Source organism: Biomaibacter sp. TOL (assembly GCF_059717795.1).
This window is the reverse complement of record NZ_AP046092.1, coordinates 67,115-84,677: the sequence shown is the minus strand read 5'-3', so window position 1 is coordinate 84,677 and position 17,563 is coordinate 67,115. Positions and strand designations below refer to the sequence as shown.

The 17,563-nt window shown below is 38.4% G+C and carries 19 protein-coding genes; all 19 read left to right on the top strand.

What is annotated here, in order from left to right; translation table 11 throughout:
* Window positions 1-13: 13 nt before the first annotated feature.
* The 19 genes from fliR to AC6I1H_RS00345 all read left to right on the top strand — a co-directional run bounded on the left by fliR (window position 14) and on the right by AC6I1H_RS00345 (window position 17,405).
* Window positions 14-790 carry a flagellar biosynthetic protein FliR gene (fliR, locus tag AC6I1H_RS00435; RefSeq protein WP_497739094.1) on the top strand — a complete coding sequence of 259 codons (777 nt, stop codon included), beginning with the start codon at window positions 14-16 and terminating at the stop codon, window positions 788-790.
* Entirely contained in the window at window positions 787-1,863 is a 1,077-nt protein-coding gene (gene flhB, locus AC6I1H_RS00430) for a flagellar biosynthesis protein FlhB (protein WP_497739093.1), read from the top strand. The genes fliR and flhB overlap by 4 nt, the downstream gene beginning before the upstream one ends.
* A 33-nt stretch (window positions 1,864-1,896) precedes the next feature.
* The gene (flhA, locus tag AC6I1H_RS00425) at window positions 1,897-3,897 is read left to right on the top strand and encodes a flagellar biosynthesis protein FlhA (RefSeq protein ID WP_497740874.1); all 2,001 of its coding nucleotides are present in this window, start codon (window positions 1,897-1,899) and stop codon (window positions 3,895-3,897) included.
* Entirely contained in the window at window positions 3,897-5,051 is a 1,155-nt protein-coding gene (flhF, locus tag AC6I1H_RS00420) for a flagellar biosynthesis GTPase FlhF (RefSeq protein ID WP_497739092.1), read from the top strand. The genes flhA and flhF overlap by 1 nt, the downstream gene beginning before the upstream one ends.
* Entirely contained in the window at window positions 5,044-5,928 is an 885-nt protein-coding gene (locus AC6I1H_RS00415) for a MinD/ParA family protein (RefSeq protein ID WP_497739091.1), read from the top strand. Before flhF ends, AC6I1H_RS00415 begins: the two co-directional genes overlap by 8 nt.
* A gap of 3 nt (window positions 5,929-5,931) precedes the next feature.
* On the top strand, window positions 5,932-6,576 hold the full coding sequence (locus tag AC6I1H_RS00410; protein ID WP_497739090.1) for a flagellar brake protein: 645 nt from the start codon (window positions 5,932-5,934) through the stop codon (window positions 6,574-6,576).
* A 51-nt stretch (window positions 6,577-6,627) separates the two neighbouring features.
* The gene (locus AC6I1H_RS00405; protein ID WP_497739089.1) at window positions 6,628-8,613 is read left to right on the top strand and encodes a chemotaxis protein CheW; all 1,986 of its coding nucleotides are present in this window, start codon (window positions 6,628-6,630) and stop codon (window positions 8,611-8,613) included.
* A 12-nt stretch (window positions 8,614-8,625) separates the two neighbouring features.
* Complete coding sequence (locus AC6I1H_RS00400) at window positions 8,626-9,081, top strand: chemotaxis protein CheW (protein ID WP_497739088.1); 456 nt, start codon at window positions 8,626-8,628, stop codon at window positions 9,079-9,081.
* Window positions 9,082-9,092: 11 nt separating this feature from the next.
* Window positions 9,093-9,698 carry a chemotaxis protein CheC gene (locus tag AC6I1H_RS00395; protein ID WP_497739087.1) on the top strand — a complete coding sequence of 202 codons (606 nt, stop codon included), beginning with the start codon at window positions 9,093-9,095 and terminating at the stop codon, window positions 9,696-9,698.
* 16 nt (window positions 9,699-9,714) lie between these two features.
* On the top strand, window positions 9,715-10,179 hold the full coding sequence (locus tag AC6I1H_RS00390; RefSeq protein WP_497740872.1) for a chemotaxis protein CheD: 465 nt from the start codon (window positions 9,715-9,717) through the stop codon (window positions 10,177-10,179).
* A 15-nt stretch (window positions 10,180-10,194) separates the two neighbouring features.
* Window positions 10,195-10,932, top strand: coding sequence for a FliA/WhiG family RNA polymerase sigma factor (locus AC6I1H_RS00385; RefSeq protein WP_497739086.1), 738 nt, complete (start codon window positions 10,195-10,197; stop codon window positions 10,930-10,932).
* 22 nt (window positions 10,933-10,954) lie between these two features.
* Complete coding sequence (locus tag AC6I1H_RS00380) at window positions 10,955-12,475, top strand: flagellar assembly protein A (protein ID WP_497739085.1); 1,521 nt, start codon at window positions 10,955-10,957, stop codon at window positions 12,473-12,475.
* Window positions 12,476-12,486: 11 nt separating this feature from the next.
* On the top strand, window positions 12,487-12,777 hold the full coding sequence (locus tag AC6I1H_RS00375; protein ID WP_497739084.1) for a hypothetical protein: 291 nt from the start codon (window positions 12,487-12,489) through the stop codon (window positions 12,775-12,777).
* Between the two features lie 129 nt (window positions 12,778-12,906).
* Window positions 12,907-13,359: an RrF2 family transcriptional regulator gene (locus AC6I1H_RS00370; RefSeq protein ID WP_497739083.1), complete on the top strand. Its 453-nt coding sequence runs from the start codon at window positions 12,907-12,909 to the stop codon at window positions 13,357-13,359.
* Window positions 13,360-13,383: 24 nt separating this feature from the next.
* Entirely contained in the window at window positions 13,384-14,574 is a 1,191-nt protein-coding gene (gene nifS / locus AC6I1H_RS00365) for a cysteine desulfurase NifS (protein ID WP_497739082.1), read from the top strand.
* Window positions 14,567-14,944, top strand: coding sequence for a Fe-S cluster assembly scaffold protein NifU (gene nifU, locus AC6I1H_RS00360; protein ID WP_497739081.1), 378 nt, complete (start codon window positions 14,567-14,569; stop codon window positions 14,942-14,944). Before nifS ends, nifU begins: the two co-directional genes overlap by 8 nt.
* Before the next feature lie 2 nt (window positions 14,945-14,946).
* Entirely contained in the window at window positions 14,947-16,041 is a 1,095-nt protein-coding gene (gene mnmA / locus AC6I1H_RS00355) for a tRNA 2-thiouridine(34) synthase MnmA (protein ID WP_497739080.1), read from the top strand.
* Between the two features lie 71 nt (window positions 16,042-16,112).
* The gene (locus AC6I1H_RS00350) at window positions 16,113-16,307 is read left to right on the top strand and encodes a YrzR-like zinc ribbon domain (RefSeq protein ID WP_497739079.1); all 195 of its coding nucleotides are present in this window, start codon (window positions 16,113-16,115) and stop codon (window positions 16,305-16,307) included.
* 21 nt (window positions 16,308-16,328) lie between these two features.
* Entirely contained in the window at window positions 16,329-17,405 is a 1,077-nt protein-coding gene (locus AC6I1H_RS00345; RefSeq protein ID WP_497739078.1) for an AI-2E family transporter, read from the top strand.
* The last annotated feature ends 158 nt before the right edge of the window (window positions 17,406-17,563 follow it).

Sequence of the window (17,563 nt, the reverse complement as noted above, 5' to 3'; positions counted from 1 at the left end):
ATGGTAAGAAATTATGATTAGCTTAAATTACGGGACAATTATTAAATTTTTGTTGATACTGTTCAGGTGCTCAGGTTTTATAATGTTGACTCCAGTATTTGGAAGGAGAGAAATTCCCAATCATGCCAGAATCGGTCTGGCCTGCTTTCTCTCGTTGATTGTTTATCCTTTGATCCCGGATGTTAATGCAAACATCGATGTGTTAGCCCTGGCTACGTTAATTGTTAAGGAAACTTTTGTGGGCCTTTCTATGGGCTATATTGCTCTCATGATGTTTTCTTCGCTTTATGTAGCAGGTCAGATAATAGATATGCAGATGGGATTTGGCATAGTAAATGTAATAGATCCGCAAAGCAATACTCAGGTTCCGTTAATAGGAAATTTTTACTATATATTGACACTGTTGATTTTTTTAACTGTGAATGGACACCATGTGTTGATTTCGGCTCTGATAAAAAGTTTTGATATAGTGCCGATTTCCGGTGCAATTTTTGAGAAAAGATTCCTGGAAATTATTACATCAAGCTTCAGAGAGATGTTTGTCATCGGCTTCAAAGTAAGTTTACCTGTTATTTCAATTATCTTTATAACTGATTTTGCAATGGGTATTATTGCAAGAACCGTTCCTCAGATGAATGTTTTTATCGTGGGTCTCCCAATAAAAATTATTGCGGGCATTTTGGGGATGATTATTGTTTTTCCTATGTACCTGGTAGCACTGGATGTAATATTCAATGGCACGTATGACAATATTTTGACTTTATTACAGGGAATGTTGAAAACACCATGAACTTGCAATTGTTTGCTCAGGAAAAGACAGAGAGAGCAACACCCCGAAAAAGACAAAAAGCGCGGGAACGCGGCCAGGTATTTTCCAGCAGGGAACTGATTTCATCAGCAGTGCTGCTGACGGGTTTCGCGATTTTGAATCTTTTGGGGTCAAATATAATAGATAATCTGACAGCTTATTTAACATCAACTTGGCAGGAACTCTTAAATAAAGAGGATTTATATACAATTCCTGGAATTCAAAAAACCTTTGTGGAAGCTGCAATTTTCATTTCAAAAATAATGGCTCCCCTGTTATTTGGTATAATGTTTATGGGTGTTTTAACAACCTTTCTTCAAACTGGTGCTGTATTGAGCTTGGAACCGATTATTCCAAAGATTGAGCGCATCAATCCGTTTGAAGGGATAAAGAGGATCTTTTCACGTAGAAGCCTGATGGAGCTTCTTAAATCTACTGCAAAAATCATTATCATAGGATATTTGATTTACGGCGGTATTTATAAAATCAAAGATATAATTCCATTGATGCTGGATATGGACATTTATTCGTCTTTTGAAATGCTCACAAACATATCTTTTAATATTGGCATAAAAGCGGGTATCGCATTATTTGTACTTTCAATATTTGACTATGTTTATCAGTGGTACGAATATGAAACCGGCCTCATGATGTCAAAGGAAGATATCAAAGAAGAGTTTAAGGAAGTGGAAGGAAACCCTCAGACAAAGTCGCGGATAAAACAAATACAGCGTCGAATGGCCCGCAGCAGAATGATGAACGATGTAAAAAAGGCGGATGTGGTCATCACAAACCCTACTCACCTGGCTATCGCACTGGCCTATGATGCGAGCGTAAATCCCGCACCTATAGTGCTGGCTAAAGGTAGCGACAGGATTGCAGAAAAAATAAAACAGATTGCCGAACAGGAAGATATACCTATTGTCGAAAACAAGCCGCTGGCACAAGTTCTATATAAATCGGTAGAAATCGGGGATGTAATACCGGAAAATCTTTATCATGCGGTAGCAGAAGTACTGGCCTTTGTCTACAGTCTGAAGGAAAGGAGGAATTAAGAATTGAAATATGGAGATATTATTCTCGCATTAATGGCGGTAATGGTGGTTGTAATGATGATAATACCCCTTCCATCATCCATATTGGATCTTTTGCTGTCGTTTAATATTACTTTTTCTCTGGTTATCCTTTTGATTTCTATGAATATGGAAAAACCGCTGGACTTTTCCATTTTTCCTTCAATGCTTTTACTCACCACTTTATTGAGATTGTCCCTCAACATTTCCTCAACACGGTTGATATTATTGAATGGGTATGCCGGAAAGGTAATCGAATCATTCGGGAACTTTGTTGTAAAAGGAAATGTTCTGGTAGGATTTATTATATTTCTAATAATCATAATCATGCAGTTTATAGTAATCACGCGAGGAGCTGAAAGAGTAGCGGAAGTTGCGGCAAGGTTTACCCTGGATGCTATGCCTGGCAAGCAGATGAGTATTGATGCGGATCTAAACTCAGGATTGATAAATGAAAGCGAGGCTCGCCGAAGGAGAGCCGAAATACAGAGAGAAGCGGATTTTTACGGAGCCATGGATGGTGCCAGCAAATTTGTAAAAGGCGATGCCATTGCTGGAATAATTATAACGATAATAAATATAGTAGGAGGTTTGATAACCGGAGTGTTGTTCCAGCACTGGGACATTATGACTTCTATCAACCGATATACGCTTCTCACAGTGGGCGACGGCCTTGTGAGCCAGATTCCCGCCCTGCTTGTTTCCACCGCTACCGGTATAGTGGTGACCAAAGCCGCGAGCTCTGGAAATCTCGGCGAAGATTTGATAAAACAATTGGTATCATATCCCAAACTATTGCTGCTGGCGGCGGGTGTACTCACATTTTTTGCAATAATACCCGGCCTTCCCCATATCCCATTTTTAATTCTGTCGGGAATTCTTGGGTACCTGGGTATTTCGATTCAAAGGTTCTCGGAACGTGAAAAAATAAAAAAAGAAGGTCTGCAAAAAGAAAAAGAACTTGAAGAAATGAGAAAACCGGAGAATATTTTTTCGCTTCTCCAGGTAGACCCAATAGAAGTCGAATTCGGCTACAATATAATTCCACTTGCCGATGTGAATCAGGGCGGTGATCTGCTTGACCGGGTGGTTATGATACGGAGGCAGTGCGCATTGGATTTGGGGATGGTTGTTCCCATGGTCAGGCTTAGGGATAATATACAGTTAAAACCGAATGAATATGTAATCAAGATAAAGGGCGTAGAAGCCGCACGCGGCGAGATAAGAACCGACCATTTAATGGTTATGAACCCTGCCGGCGGGACACCGGAAATAGACGGAATCCCTGCGAAAGAACCTGCTTTTGGCCTTCCTGCCAAGTGGATAACCATTGAAAATAAAGAAAAGGCTGAGATGAAGGGCTATACAGTAGTGGATGCTTCCTCGGTTCTGGCAACCCATCTTACGGAAGTGATTAAATCATTTGCCCATGAGCTTCTCGGAAGGCAGGAAGTTAAAAACATTATAGACAATTTGAAAGAACAATATCCATCACTTATTGAAGAACTGATTCCAAAAGTAATTACTCTGGGAGAGATACAAAAAGTTCTTTCAAACCTGTTAAAAGAAAATATCCCCATTAGAGATATGGTCACAATACTGGAAGCACTTGGAGATTATGCAGGTTTGACAAAGGATACGGATATGCTGACGGAATATGTAAGGCAGAGAATGAAAAGAGCTATTACCCGCCGGTTTACCAACGGTCAAAAAGTTCATGTCATAACTCTTGACGGTCAGCTTGAAAATCAAATAATGAGTGCCGTTCGCCAGAATGAACAGGGGACATATATTGTTTTGGAACCGTCTTATATACAAAAAATCAGGAATTCGATCTTAAAAATGATAAACGACCTTGGATTGAAAGGCATCTCGCCGATCGTACTGACAAGTCCGAGGGTAAGGATGTACTTTCGCAAAATAGTCGAAGATTATGCTTCATACCTTCCGGTTCTTTCCTATAATGAGCTGGAACCTGGTGTGGAAGTTCAATCAGTGGGAACGGTGATTGTTTGATGAAGATAAAAACTTATATAGCAGATAACATGCAGGAAGCCCTTTATAAAATAAAAAGCGATATGGGAAAAGATGCTGTTATATTACAAACAAAACACATAAAAAAGGGAGGATTTTTTGGTCTTTTCTCAAAACCCCAGGTAGAAGTAGTGGCTGCCAATGACTTTGCAGTTGCTCAAACTCCGGTAAAGAAACCTTCATATACCGCAATGAATGACGGCGTCACATCAATAACGATAAAACCCACAGGTTATACTGAAATTCTGGATATAAAGAATGAACTGGTCGAAGTTAAAGACATGATTAAAAACCTGTATTCAAACAATGTAAAAAAGAGTTCATTTTCAGAAACAGGCTTTTTACCGGTGTTTGACAGATTTTACGATAAAATGACGGCCATGGAAATTGATAAAGAGTTAATAAAAAAAATATTTTACAGGGTATCGAAAATTCTTAAACCGGAAGAGATGCAGGACAATAGTGCGGTTTTTAACGCAATTAAAAATGAAATAATATCCCAGATTGGAAAAATACAGCCAATCCAGCTTGAGAAGGGGCAGAATGCGATTGTGGCTTTTATAGGCCCTACAGGCGTTGGGAAAACTACTACTATAGCCAAGTTGGCAGCAAAATTTGCCTTATATTATGGAAGAAGAGTGGCATTAATTGCAACCGATAATTTCAGGGTGGGTGCCATAGAACAATTGAGGACATATGGAGAATTGCTAGAAATCCCGGTGGAAGTAGTTCACGGGAATGACGGCATAGGTAAAGCACTGGACAGAGTGAAAGGATATGACCTGGTTTTAATAGATACAATGGGTTCAAGCCCAAATAATAAAATGCAGATTAAAAAGATAAAGAGTTTGCTGGATGCGGTAAACCCCACAGATATTTATATGGTGATAAGCGCTACGACTAAAAATAATGATTTAAGCGACATTCTGAACAATTATAAAGAATTAAATTATAAAAAATTGATTGTAACAAAACTTGACGAAACCAGAACTTACGGTACTATTTTAAACGCCGTTAAAATGACAGACGTGAATTTATCGTATTTCACAGTAGGACAAAATGTTCCGGATGACATAGAGGTCGCTTCCGCTGAAAAACTGGCAGGCATGATTCTGGGGGAGAGCGTACATGTATGAACAGGTCTCGAATCTAAAAAAACTTATAGATGAAAAATACAGCAGCGAAGTTCCTACCGGAAATATAAAAGTATTTTGCGTTACCAGCGGTAAAGGGGGAGTTGGTAAGACAAACCTTTCTGTAAATATCTCTCTGGCATTACAGAAAATGGGGCAGAAAGTCCTGCTAGTGGACGCCGATCTTGGCCTTGCCAATGTGGATGTAATCGCGGGCCTTTATCCAAAATTCAATATATCCCATATTCTAAGTTGCGATATGTCGGTAAATGATATCATGCTTGAAGGTCCCATGGGGATTAAAATTTTGCCGGGAGCTTCAGGTCTCTATGAAATGGCCAATTTATCCACAGCGGAATTGAATATTTTAATAAAAGCTTTTAGTGCAGTTACCCCGGATTTTGATATAGTCATTATAGACACCGGCGCAGGCATCTCAAAAAATGTTTTAAGTTTTATTCAGTCGTCGGATGAAATAATTATAGTTACAACTCCAGAACCAAGCGCAATTACAGATGCTTATGCGGTAATAAAATTAATTCACAGGTATTCTCAAAAGATACATGTAATTGTCAATAGAGTTGATAATTTTAAAGACGGAGAGTTTACTGTACAAAAAATATCAAATGCTTCACGCAAATTTTTACACACAGAAATTAATTATCTGGGATATGTGCTGGAAGACAAAAATGTTTTTAAATCAAATATGGAACAAATTCCTTTTTATACAAGATTTCCTGACAGCATGGCGTCAAAATGTGTAACGAACATCGGGCGAAATCTTCTTTACGGAGAGCAACGGCCTTTTCAACACAACTTTACCTTTGATGGTTGGGTTAAAAAATTCATATCATTTGTAAGAAATCAAACAGGGGGCTGAAAGATGGACTTTTCGGTATTTCGAGTAGGAATGAAGTTAAACATGGAAGTGGAAAGAGGTAAAGAAAACTTCTATTTCACTTCCAAAATAGAAGATATAGAATCAGGCGCTCTGGTTTTAGATATACCGATGAAGGATAATCGACTATTTCACGTCAGCCTTAATGAATCTGTCAAAATACACTTTAACAAAGGAGATTCTTTCTACTATTTCATAGGTGAGATAATAGCTAAAAAGTATATTCCCATTCCCGTTTTGTATATAAAACCTGTGAGTCCATTTATTAAAAATCAAAGAAGGGATTTTTTTAGAATAAAAATTACTATGAAGACTAAAGTAAACCTTATAGAATCCAATGAATCTTTCAATGGCTTTATAAGGGACTTGAGTGGAGGCGGCGCTCTGATTACCACTGATCGGGAGCTCAAAAATGGGACTGTGCTTAATTTGCAGATATCCTTGATGTCAAATAATTTTGATATTAAAAGCAGAGTGGTCAGATCATGGTACGAAAAACACCCCAGACAATCCGGAGTGCATTATGCGGCGGTTCAATTTGTGGAAATCGACAAGGCTGTGCAAGATGAAATAATTAAGTTTATTCTTACTGAACAGAGGAAAATGATTAAAAAAGGTTATAAATTGTAGTGTAATGAAGACTTAGAAAACTGTATAATAGGATTAAAATGAGGTGAGGAAATGAATAATCAATACCTTGACATTTTTCTAGAAGAATCTAAAGAGCACATTCAAAATCTCAACAGCAATTTGCTGGAACTTGAAAACAATCCTGGGCGGGAAATTATTGATGAAATTTTTCGTTCAGCCCACACTCTAAAGGGCATGTCGGGAACGATGGGATTTAACAGAATATCGGAAATAACACATGAGATGGAGAGTTTACTTGGCGATATAAAAAATGAAAAAATATCCGTATCTCCTGAAATAATTGACATCCTGCTGAAATCAGTCGATTTTCTAGAAGAGTTGATAGGAGATATTGCAGAAAACGGGGAAGAAAAGGATAGAGACATTAAGATTATTCTTGAAAAACTGAGATACAAACCTCATAATTTGACACCGTTTATAGAATCGCAAAAAGACAATAAAAAACTCGAAGCAAATAAAAAATTTAACGAATTCGAAGAACGATTGATAAAAGAGGCGGTAGGGAAAGGTTTACTTATATGGGAAATAATAGTAAGGCTGGATAAAAATTGCCTTTTGAAATCGGCGCGGGCTTTTCTTGTCTTTAAAACACTGGAAAGACTGGGAGACATTATTAAGACAATCCCTGTAGTCCAGGATATAGAAGATGAAAAATTTGATGATGAATTTGTTATATATTTGATATCGACTCACCAAAAACATGAATTAAAATCGGCTCTGGATTCCATATCCGAAATCAAAGACATTATAATCAACGAAGTGGAACAAAGTTTTTCCGAGAAAGCTCGGGATGATTTCGAAGAATCACGGGAAAATACGACTTACGCTGAGGAGGCCCAGGGCTTAAAACATACCAATCATGTGAGAAAGACAAGTAAAACTTTGCGGGTCGATATCGATCGTCTGGACAACTTAATGAATCTGGTAAGTGAGCTTATTATTATTAAAACCAGATTGGATGACATGGATGAAAAAACCGATGGACAAAAAAGAAGGGAGGCCGTGGAATATCTTGAGCGTATAACATCGAGTCTTCATGACGCTGTTATGAAAGTTCGGATGGTTCCCATTGAGAATGTTTTTAATCGATTCCCGCGTGTGGTCCGGGATTTGGCCCGGGAATTGTCGAAGAACATTGACTTGATTATAGAAGGAGCCGAAACTGAACTCGACAGGACCGTGATAGACGAGATTGGTGATCCGTTGATTCATTTGATTCGCAATTCGGCGGATCACGGAATAGAAACACCTGAAGAAAGATTAAGTAAAGGTAAACCCGCAAATGGAACCATAAAGCTTAAAGCTTATCATGACGGCAACAATGTGGTAATAGAGGTATCCGACGATGGGAGGGGGATAGATCTAAAAAAGGTAACAAGAACCGCAATCGATAGAGGATTAATTGACAGGGAGCAGGCCAAAAACCTCAAGGAATCTGAAATAATATCCTTTTTATTTGAGCCGGGATTCTCCACAAAGGATAATGTTACGGATATTTCCGGTAGGGGAGTAGGTCTTGACGTTGTAAAAACCAAAATAGAGTCTTTAAGTGGAGGAATAGAGGTCAGCTCGTTACCTGATCATGGGACGACCTTTTCAATCAGATTGCCGTTGACACTGGCCATTATTCAAGCTCTTATGGTGCAGCTGGGTGAAGAGAAATATGCCATTCCTCTTAGTGCGATCAAGGAAACCGTAATAGTATCTTCAAAGGATATAAAGAAAGTTCAGAAAAACGAGGTCACTCTTTTGAGAGGAAATGTCATTCCTATATTGAGACTTAGGGAGATTCTTGATGTTCAAAGCAATAACAATTCTGAAGAAGATCTGACAGTAGTAATAGTAAAAAAAGGGGAAAGAGATATTGGCCTGGTTGTGGACGGCATGATAGGCCAACAGGAGATAGTCATAAAATCCCTGGGAAATTTCCTGAAAAACATTAAGTTCATTGCTGGAGCCACCATACTAGGTGATGGAAAAGTGGCTTTAATACTGGATGTTAATACTATGTTTTAGGAGGGTCATATAATGGCAGAAAAAATACGTCAATTTGTAGAATTTAAACTGGGTGAAGAAGAATACGGGGTGGATATTCTTCAGGTAAAAACTATTGAGAGAATGATGCCGGTTACAAGAGTCCCCAAAGCCCCTTCTTTTGTAGAAGGTGTTATCAACTTAAGGGGTGAAATAGTACCCGTAATCGATCTGAAAAAAAGGTTTAACCTCCCACCGGGACAGATTACCGATAATACAAGAATTATAATAGTAGCTCTCGAAGATATAACCGTAGGAATGATAGTAGATTCCGCCACGGAAGTAATTCAACTTCCCCAGGAAGCTATAGAACCGGCTCCTACTATCGCTGGCAGCATAGATAGCAATTTTTTGGATGGAGTAGGGAAGTTAGATGGAAAACTGTTGATTTTATTAAATCTTTCCAAAGTGTTGAAACCGCAGGAAGTAAATCAGTTATCACAGATTTGAAGGTGAAAAATATGTTTTCAGACATGGAATTGGATGCGCTACGAGAAATAGGCAATATCGGGGCAGGCAATGCTGCTACGGCCCTTTCATTGCTTTTGTCAAATAGGATTAATATGGAAGTGCCGAGAGTCGCAATAATTCCATTTGATGATGTTTCAAATATTGTAGGCGGGCCAGAAAACCTGGTGACAGGTATATTTATGAGGATTACCGGCGATATCAGCGGAAACATACTTATAATAATTCCCAAAAAAAATGCATTCAACCTTATTCATTATCTATTGAAACAAAAACCGGAGGGAAATAGCCTTTCAGCTATGGAAGAGTCGGCGCTTACCGAAGTTGGGAATATTATAGCCAGTTCATTCATTGCTGCATTATCGGATTTTACTAAGCTTTCCATGAAGATAACGACCCCTGGTTTTGCCTATGATATGGCGGGAGCTATATTGAGTTTCCCGCTTAGTTTATACGGCTATATGGGTGATACGGCATTTTTTATTGAAACTGAATTTACGGAAGGTATCGATGATATAAATTTTCATTTTTTCTTGATACCGGATGATGAATCTTTAAAGGTACTTCTAAAAGCTATTGGAGTGAGTTCGTTTGATTGAAACGGTCAGGGTGGGAATGGCAGAATATAAAGTAGCAAAATCTCCGGGGGTGTTGCTCTCTTTAGGCCTGGGTTCTTGTGTAGGTGTTGCTCTTTATGATTCAACAAAAAAAATAGGCGGCCTGGCACACATCATGCTGCCTGACAGCAATCTGAGCAGCAGAAGGGATTTTAATCCCGGGAAATTTGCCGATACGGCTATAGATATGCTAATAGATAATATGGAAAAAATCGGAGCAGACCCAAAAAGATTAACAGCTAAAATTGCAGGCGGAGCTCAAATGTTCCAGATTAAATCCGATAATAGTATAATGCAAATTGGAAAACGGAATGTTGAAGCCGTAAGGTTAAAGCTTGCAATACTTAACGTTAAGATAATATCGGAAGACGTGGAAGGGAATTATGGAAGAACAATCGAGTTTAATTGTGAAACTGGTGAACTCACAATTAAAACTATAGGGCATGGGATCAAAATAATATGATACCGGGGTGGGAACATGGAAGCTATCAAGTCTGACAGATTATGGCTGGATTATAATGATACTCTGGACAGTAATCTCAAAGAAAAAATTATTGAAAAGTATATTCCGCTGATAAAACATATAGTAAACAGAATGGCCATAAGCCTGCCTTCATACATTGATAGTGACGATTTGATTAGCTACGGTATCTTTGGTTTATTGCAGGCTATTGAGAGATATGATGCCTCTAAAGGAGTAAAATTTGAAACGTATGCTTATTCCCGCATAAAAGGGTCTATAATAGACGAATTGAGAAAACTGGACTGGGTTCCGCAAAGTATCAGGAAAAAAGCAAAACTCATACAACGGACATATGCTGAACTGGAGCAAAGCCTGGGAAGGACGGTAACGGATGAAGATATTTGTAAACATCTAAATATTTCCAAAGAGGATCTTCAAATTATTTATAATGAAATTGCTTTTACTTCTATAATTTCTCTTGATGATTTAATTTTTGCGGAAGATTTTACAAAAGAATCCGCAAGACCGGATATAATGGTCGAAAAACAGGAGATAAAAAAGATGCTGGGGGAGGCTATAAACCGCTTACCTTACCAGGAAAAACTGGTAGTAACTTTGTATTATTACGAAGGTTTAACGTTGAAGGAAATCGCCAAGGTCCTTGATCTTTCTCAGGGAAGAATTTCTCAGCTTCATACAAAAGCAATTCTGAGATTGAGGGGTAGTTTGAGCAGGAAAAGGGCCATTCTTTAATAAAGAAAGCTGGTGAAATTCATTGGAAGAATACAGTAAAAAAAATACGGAAAACACAACGGATTGGACTATTGAAAAAAAGGTTATCTCCATGGGTAAGGCGGATGGAATAAAAGACATAGAAAAAAAACAAATTGAACAGAATGCAGGAGAGGAAATCAAGGAAGATGCCAGGTGTGAAGTAGAAATATCAAAGGACCAGATGTATGCGACAATATGTGTAATACCGCCAAAAGGCGGTAGAATGGTAGTATATGACGATGTTTTAGCCGAGCTTACAAAGGCTGGGATAATTGAAGGCATTAATTACAATAAAATAAAAGAAGTGCTGGAAAATGGAATTTTTTATTCAAAAGTTAAAATTGCGGAGGGTCAGGCTCCCGTCAACGGACAAAACGCTCAAATAAAATATTACTTTGATACAAAAAAGGAATTGAAGCCGGTAATTACTGAAGATGGAAAAGTAGATTTTCATAACTTAAACCTTGTAACCAATGTAAAAACCGGAGAACTCCTTGCAGAGATAATACCGCCCACGCCGGGTTATCCGGGAAAAACCGTAACAGGGAAAACTTTACCTGCAAGGGATGGTAAAGACATCCATTTTAAACCGGGAAAAAACATAGACATTTCCGAAGATGGGAGAAAAATATACTCAAAAATTGACGGCCAGCCTGTATTGTCTGAAGGGAAAATAAGTGTGCTTCAGATCTTGGAAATTAAAGGCGATGTAGGACCGGCAACCGGAAATATAAATTTTTTGGGAAGTATAATTGTAAGAGGCAATGTAAAGAGCGGCTTTAAAATAAAAGTTGAGGGTGATGCCGAAATAGAAGGGACTGTTGAAGCTGCGGAAATAGAAGCTGCCGGTAATATCGTTATAAAAAGGGGGATTCAGGGAGGAGGGAAAGGGTATCTTCGAGCGGGGACAGACGTGACGGCCCGGTATATTGAAAATTCCACGATTGAGGCGGGTCGGGATATTGTTGTTTATGAAGCGGCTATGCACAGCAACCTTTCAGCTGGTAAAAAAATAAAGGTTAACGGCAAAAAAGGGTTGCTGGTTGGCGGAAGTTGTAGGGCGGGCGAAGAACTTATTGCAAAGACAATAGGTTCATCGATGGCCACATACACTGAAATCGAAGTAGGAACCAATCCCGAATTAAAAAAGAAACTCTTGGAACTTAACCAGAAATTGCAAATTGTTGAGAATGACTTGAAGAAAGCCCAGCAGGCAATTTGCCTTTTTGAAAGATTAAAAGACAAGAATGCTTTGCCCCCTGATAAATCCCTAATGTATGAAAAATTGAAAAATACGTGCGAAATATTACTTGAACAAAAAATGTATATGACCAATGATAAGCAAAAATTGGAAACCTTGATAGCTGACCTGGGAAGAGCAAAGGTGTCAGCTTCCAACGCGGTCATGCCGGGAGTAAATATTGTGATAGGAAATGCCAGTTTCAAAGTAAAAGATAAAATTGATCATGCCACATTCTATAACCATGACGGCAAGATAAAATTCGGCGTATATGAAGGATAGGTGATACCTTTATGTCGATGAGGCCCGTTGACTTACAGGTTATTGTACCTAGAACTACAGAGGCGACAAAAATTCAACAGATTTTAAAAGAGGGAAATGAAACACAACAGAGTACGCTGACCGTTCAATTTCAGGAGCAATTAAGATTTAAAAAAGAAAGAGTATATGAACGAACAAAGCCCGAAGAAATAAGAGAAGGAAGCGACAGGAACAATCGCAAAAAAGAAGGCAAAACAAAACAACAAAATTATAAAAAAAAGGATAACTCAAAAAAATCATCTCATATTGATATAAGAATATAACTGGTTTCAGTTCAGTATGAACTGAATTTTTTTATATAATTTATGGTTAATGTCTTGACAATTATTTTTAAATCAGGTATATTATTAGTAGAATACCAACTAAAACGATAGGAATTAAGGTGATAACCGATGAAACTGTCAACAAAAGGAAGGTATGGCTTAAAAGCCATGTTTGATCTGGCTCAAAATTATGGTAACGGGCCTATTCCTTTAAAGAGCGTGGCGGAAAGACAGGATATATCTGAGCATTATCTGGAACAACTCATTTCAAGTTTGAGAAAAGCCGGTCTAGTCCAGAGCGTCCGTGGTGCTCAAGGGGGCTATACTCTTACAAAAAAACCCAGCGAAATAACCGTAAAAGATGTGTTGAGAGTTCTCGAAGGTCCACTGGGGCTTGTGGATTGCGTGCTGGAGCAGGATGCGGTGAAATGCTCTCGAGCCGACGACTGTATAACCCGTATTGTATGGGAAAAAATAAGGGACAGCATGATAAAAACAATGGATTCAATTACACTCCAGGATATGTGCGAAGAAGCGGAAAAACTCAAAAATAGATCCGGAAATTACATGTATTATATATAATATTCGAAAAAAGGAGTTGGGTTTATGGAAAGAATATATATGGATCATGCAGGCACCACCCCGATGAGAAAAGAAGTCCTTGAAGCCATGATGCCTTATATGACTGAAAGGTTTGGAAATGCATCTACCATATATTCTTACGGAAGAGAAGCCAAAATGGCTCTGGAAGACAGCAGAGAAAAAGTTGCAGCACTGATAGGAGCAGATCCTAGAGAAGTGTTTTTCACTGCGGGAGGTACCGAGTCGGACAACTGGGCTTTGAGAGGTATCGTTGAAGCCAATAAGGACAGGGGAAATCATATCATAACATCATCTATCGAACATCATGCCGTTTTACACACCTGCCAAGACCTGGAAAAGCAGGGTTACAAAGTAACTTATTTGCCTGTTGATAAATTCGGATTTGTGGCTCCTGAACACGTAAAAAATGCCATTACTGACGATACGATTCTTGTTTCAATAATGCACGCAAATAACGAGATAGGCACAATTGAACCCATAGCCGATATTGGCAAAATTATAAAACAAGAAAGAAGCAATATATATTTTCATACCGACGCAGTTCAAACCGTGGGCAAAATACCGGTAAATGTGAATGAATTGTTCGTAGACCTTATGAGCATTTCATCTCATAAGATTTACGGTCCAAAAGGCGTCGGAGCTTTATATATCAGAAAGGGCACAAAAATAAAACCTTTTATAACCGGAGGCGCCCAGGAAAGTCAGCGAAGGGCAGGTACGGAAAATATACCCGGCATAGTCGGATTTGGCAAAGCTTGTGAGCTTATAGGAACAGAGCTCGAGCAACAACATGAAAAGCTTTCCAGATTAAGAGACAAATTAATTGACGGAATCATGAATAGTATTCCTTTTGTGCGCCTTAATGGCCATCCTAACGTACGCTTGCCCCATAATGTAAATGTTTGCTTTGAATTTATCGAAGGTGAATCTCTTCTTTTAAATCTTGACATGAAGGGCATATGTGCCTCCAGTGGTTCTGCATGCACATCCGGTTCCCTGGAGCCTTCCCATGTATTACTTGCCATAGGCCTCCCACATGAAATAGCGCACGGTTCGCTCAGGCTGACACTGGGTAGGGATAACACCGAAAAGGATGTGGACTATGTTTTGAAAATATTGCCCGGTATAGTGAGCAAGCTGCGTGAAATGTCACCGCTTTTTGCTGAGAGAAAGGAGCTGTCCAAAAATGTATAATGAGAAGGTTATGGATCATTTTTCCAATCCTCGCAACGTAGGCGAGATACTCGATGCGGATGGAATTGGCCAGGTAGGTAATCCGGTTTGTGGAGATATAATGAAAATATTTATTAAAGTAAAAGATAATATAATAGAAGATATCAAATTTAAAACTTTTGGCTGCGGTGCGGCCATTGCCACAAGCAGTATGGTTACGGAAATGGTCAAGGGCAAATCGCTGGATGAAGCCATTAAGATAAGCAATAAAGCCGTAGCTGAAGCTCTTGGGGGGCTCCCCCCGGTTAAAATGCACTGTTCCAACCTGGCTGCCGACGCATTGCATGCCGCAATCGAAGATTTTCAAAAAAAGCAAAACAAACAGGGGTAAAAATGAATAAGAACAGAGTTGTAGTAGCGATGAGCGGTGGAGTAGATAGTTCCGTTTGCGCTTATCTATTGAAAGAGCGGGGATATGAGGTAATTGGCATGACAATGCAGATATGGCAGGATGTTCCCGAGGAAAAGAGATTGAAAGAGGGCGGCTGCTGTTCAATCGGAGCAGTTTATGATGCACGCAGGGTGGCTGATAAAATCGGCATACCGTACTATGTGATAAACCTCAAAGATATTTTTAATGAAAAAGTGATAAAAAATTTTATTGAAGAATACCTGAAAGGACGGACACCGAATCCCTGTATAGCGTGCAACCGACATTTAAAATTCGATGTTTTGTTGAAAAAAGCACTGGAAATCGACGCCTTTTATCTTGCCACAGGTCATTACGGCAAGATTGAATATGATGATTCGACGGGAAGATATATATTAAAAAAATCTGTAGATGATACAAAAGACCAGTCATATGCGCTTTACAACTTAACCCAGTTTCAACTGGAACACATAATTTTACCTCTGGGTTATTACACAAAACATCAAATACGAAAAATAGCCGAAGAAGCTGGCCTTTCTGTGGCAAAAAAACCTGACAGCCAGGAAATATGTTTTGTTGATACAAATTATAAGGACTTTTTAAAACAAAAGGTGCCTGAAAAAATTATACCCGGGCCATTTGTTGACAAAAAGGGAAATATACTAGGCATGCACGATGGAATACCTTTTTATACCATAGGTCAAAGACGGGGCCTTGGCATTTCGGTCGGTAAACCGCTTTATGTCGTAGATATAGACGCAGAACGCAATACCGTGATCCTTGGCGAAGAACAGGACCTTTTTTCAAGGGAATTTATTGCTCACCGAGTCAACTGGATAGCAATAGATGAACTCAATTCAGTAAGACAGGTAGGGGCTAAAATAAGGTATAATTTTGATGAAAAACCTGCAAAAATAAAGCCATACGGAAAAGACCGGGTTAAAGTAATTTTTAACGAACCCCAGAAAGCCGTTACCCCTGGGCAGGCGGTAGTGTTTTATGATGACGACACGGTAATCGGCGGGGGAATAATTGAAAAGAGAACTGATTTACACTGATGTGCGCCGAAGGCGTATTTTTTTTTACTTTTTGGTTAATATATAATATAAAGTTTATTTAGAGGTGAAACATGTTGATCGTTTGCCCTTTATGCGGGGGAAATTCCATAGGAAAAGTGGGAAACAACCAATTTTATTGTTGGGACTGTTTTGTGGAATTTTCAATGCAAAAGAACAAAGTTACTGTATATGAAGTAGGGGATGATGGAAGTTTATTGCCCTATAACCACGAACATAACCAACTAACTGCCGGAGGTAGTAGATGATGTCCAGAGATTTTTTAAGAGGTGAAAGATATATTTAAAAACTTTTTTAACCGGACTTTGTTTTACCGGCTTTTTTTATTTATTCTATTAATAATCGTTTTAATTCTGATTTTCATTCAAAGGAAAAAGATTGAGATTATTTTCCTGCCCTTTGCCATAGGCCTTTTTATTACATATATACTGGATCCTGTGGTAGTATTTCTAATAAATAAAGGTTTAAAAAGATCTGTTGCCGTAGCCCTCATATATTTTATTTTGATAGGATCAATAATTATCGCTCTTTTATATATTATACCTGTAATTTTGATAGAATTAAACAAACTCATCGATACCATTCCTTTTTATACCCGTGAAACTCAGGTTTTCATAAAAGATATTAGAACAAAGTACAAAACTAGTTTACCGGTTAGTGTCCAGGAAGTTATAGATAGAAATATAGCTCAGATAGAAAAAATACTGCTTTCCATATTACAGAATATGGCAAATATTATTATGGGATGGTTTACAAGTTTGTTTAGCATAATTCTTGGTCCTGTGGTTGGTTTCTATTTGCTCAAAGACCTGGATAAAATCAAAATGAATATAGTTTTTTATTTGCCGCCTTATCATAAAAAAAATATAATATGTTTTCTTGAGAAAATAGATACTACTCTTGGGAGATATATAAGAAGTCAGCTAATTGTAAGTTTAATTATAGGGGTATTGACAACATTGGCTTTATACATTTTAAAAATTGACTTTGCGCTTTTAATAGGACTTCTGGCGGGAGTTACAAATATAATTCCGTATTTTGGACCTTTTATAGGCGCATTACCAGCCGTATTGATAGCACTGCTCAGATATCCCAACAAAATTGTATGGCTCATAGTAGCTATAATTATAATACATGAACTTGAAAGCGGTATTATATCTCCACATGTTGTTGGAGAAAATGTTGGGCTACATCCGCTGACAGTCATTTTTTCGTTACTGGCGGGCGGGGCTTTTTTCGGTCTATGGGGAATGATTCTTGCAGTTCCTTTGGCGGCATTAATAAAAATTATTCTGGAATCAAGATTAAAAAAACTTGATTCTTATATGGGAACCAAGCGTAAATAAGTTGTAAATAAAGTTAAAGTAAATATTCGAAGAATATTGCATAAGCTTACTTTTTATGGTATACTAACAAACGGTAAATTCACACGTCGCTGGATTTCAAAGAGGGTGCCGAAAGGTCTTTTTGAAAGATGAAACGGCGGAGGTTAAAAACCAGGGAG

Bases quoted from the DNA above. Each gene is read 5' to 3' on its own strand.
- AC6I1H_RS00395 (WP_497739087.1), top strand. From the start codon at position 9,093: ATGTTTTCAGACATGGAATTGGATGCGCTACGAGAAATAGGCAATATC.
- AC6I1H_RS00405 (WP_497739089.1), top strand. From the start codon at position 6,628: ATGAATAATCAATACCTTGACATTTTTCTAGAAGAATCTAAAGAGCAC.
- AC6I1H_RS00385 (WP_497739086.1), top strand. From the start codon at position 10,195: ATGGAAGCTATCAAGTCTGACAGATTATGGCTGGATTATAATGATACT.
- flhB (WP_497739093.1), top strand. From the start codon at position 787: ATGAACTTGCAATTGTTTGCTCAGGAAAAGACAGAGAGAGCAACACCC.
- AC6I1H_RS00400 (WP_497739088.1), top strand. From the start codon at position 8,626: ATGGCAGAAAAAATACGTCAATTTGTAGAATTTAAACTGGGTGAAGAA.
- AC6I1H_RS00415 (WP_497739091.1), top strand. From the start codon at position 5,044: ATGTATGAACAGGTCTCGAATCTAAAAAAACTTATAGATGAAAAATAC.
- nifS (WP_497739082.1), top strand. From the start codon at position 13,384: ATGGAAAGAATATATATGGATCATGCAGGCACCACCCCGATGAGAAAA.
- flhA (WP_497740874.1), top strand. From the start codon at position 1,897: ATGGCGGTAATGGTGGTTGTAATGATGATAATACCCCTTCCATCATCC.
- AC6I1H_RS00370 (WP_497739083.1), top strand. From the start codon at position 12,907: ATGAAACTGTCAACAAAAGGAAGGTATGGCTTAAAAGCCATGTTTGAT.
- nifU (WP_497739081.1), top strand. From the start codon at position 14,567: ATGTATAATGAGAAGGTTATGGATCATTTTTCCAATCCTCGCAACGTA.
- flhF (WP_497739092.1), top strand. From the start codon at position 3,897: ATGAAGATAAAAACTTATATAGCAGATAACATGCAGGAAGCCCTTTAT.
- AC6I1H_RS00410 (WP_497739090.1), top strand. From the start codon at position 5,932: ATGGACTTTTCGGTATTTCGAGTAGGAATGAAGTTAAACATGGAAGTG.
- AC6I1H_RS00390 (WP_497740872.1), top strand. From the start codon at position 9,715: ATGGCAGAATATAAAGTAGCAAAATCTCCGGGGGTGTTGCTCTCTTTA.
- AC6I1H_RS00350 (WP_497739079.1), top strand. From the start codon at position 16,113: ATGTTGATCGTTTGCCCTTTATGCGGGGGAAATTCCATAGGAAAAGTG.
- fliR (WP_497739094.1), top strand. From the start codon at position 14: ATGATTAGCTTAAATTACGGGACAATTATTAAATTTTTGTTGATACTG.
- mnmA (WP_497739080.1), top strand. From the start codon at position 14,947: ATGAATAAGAACAGAGTTGTAGTAGCGATGAGCGGTGGAGTAGATAGT.
- AC6I1H_RS00375 (WP_497739084.1), top strand. From the start codon at position 12,487: ATGTCGATGAGGCCCGTTGACTTACAGGTTATTGTACCTAGAACTACA.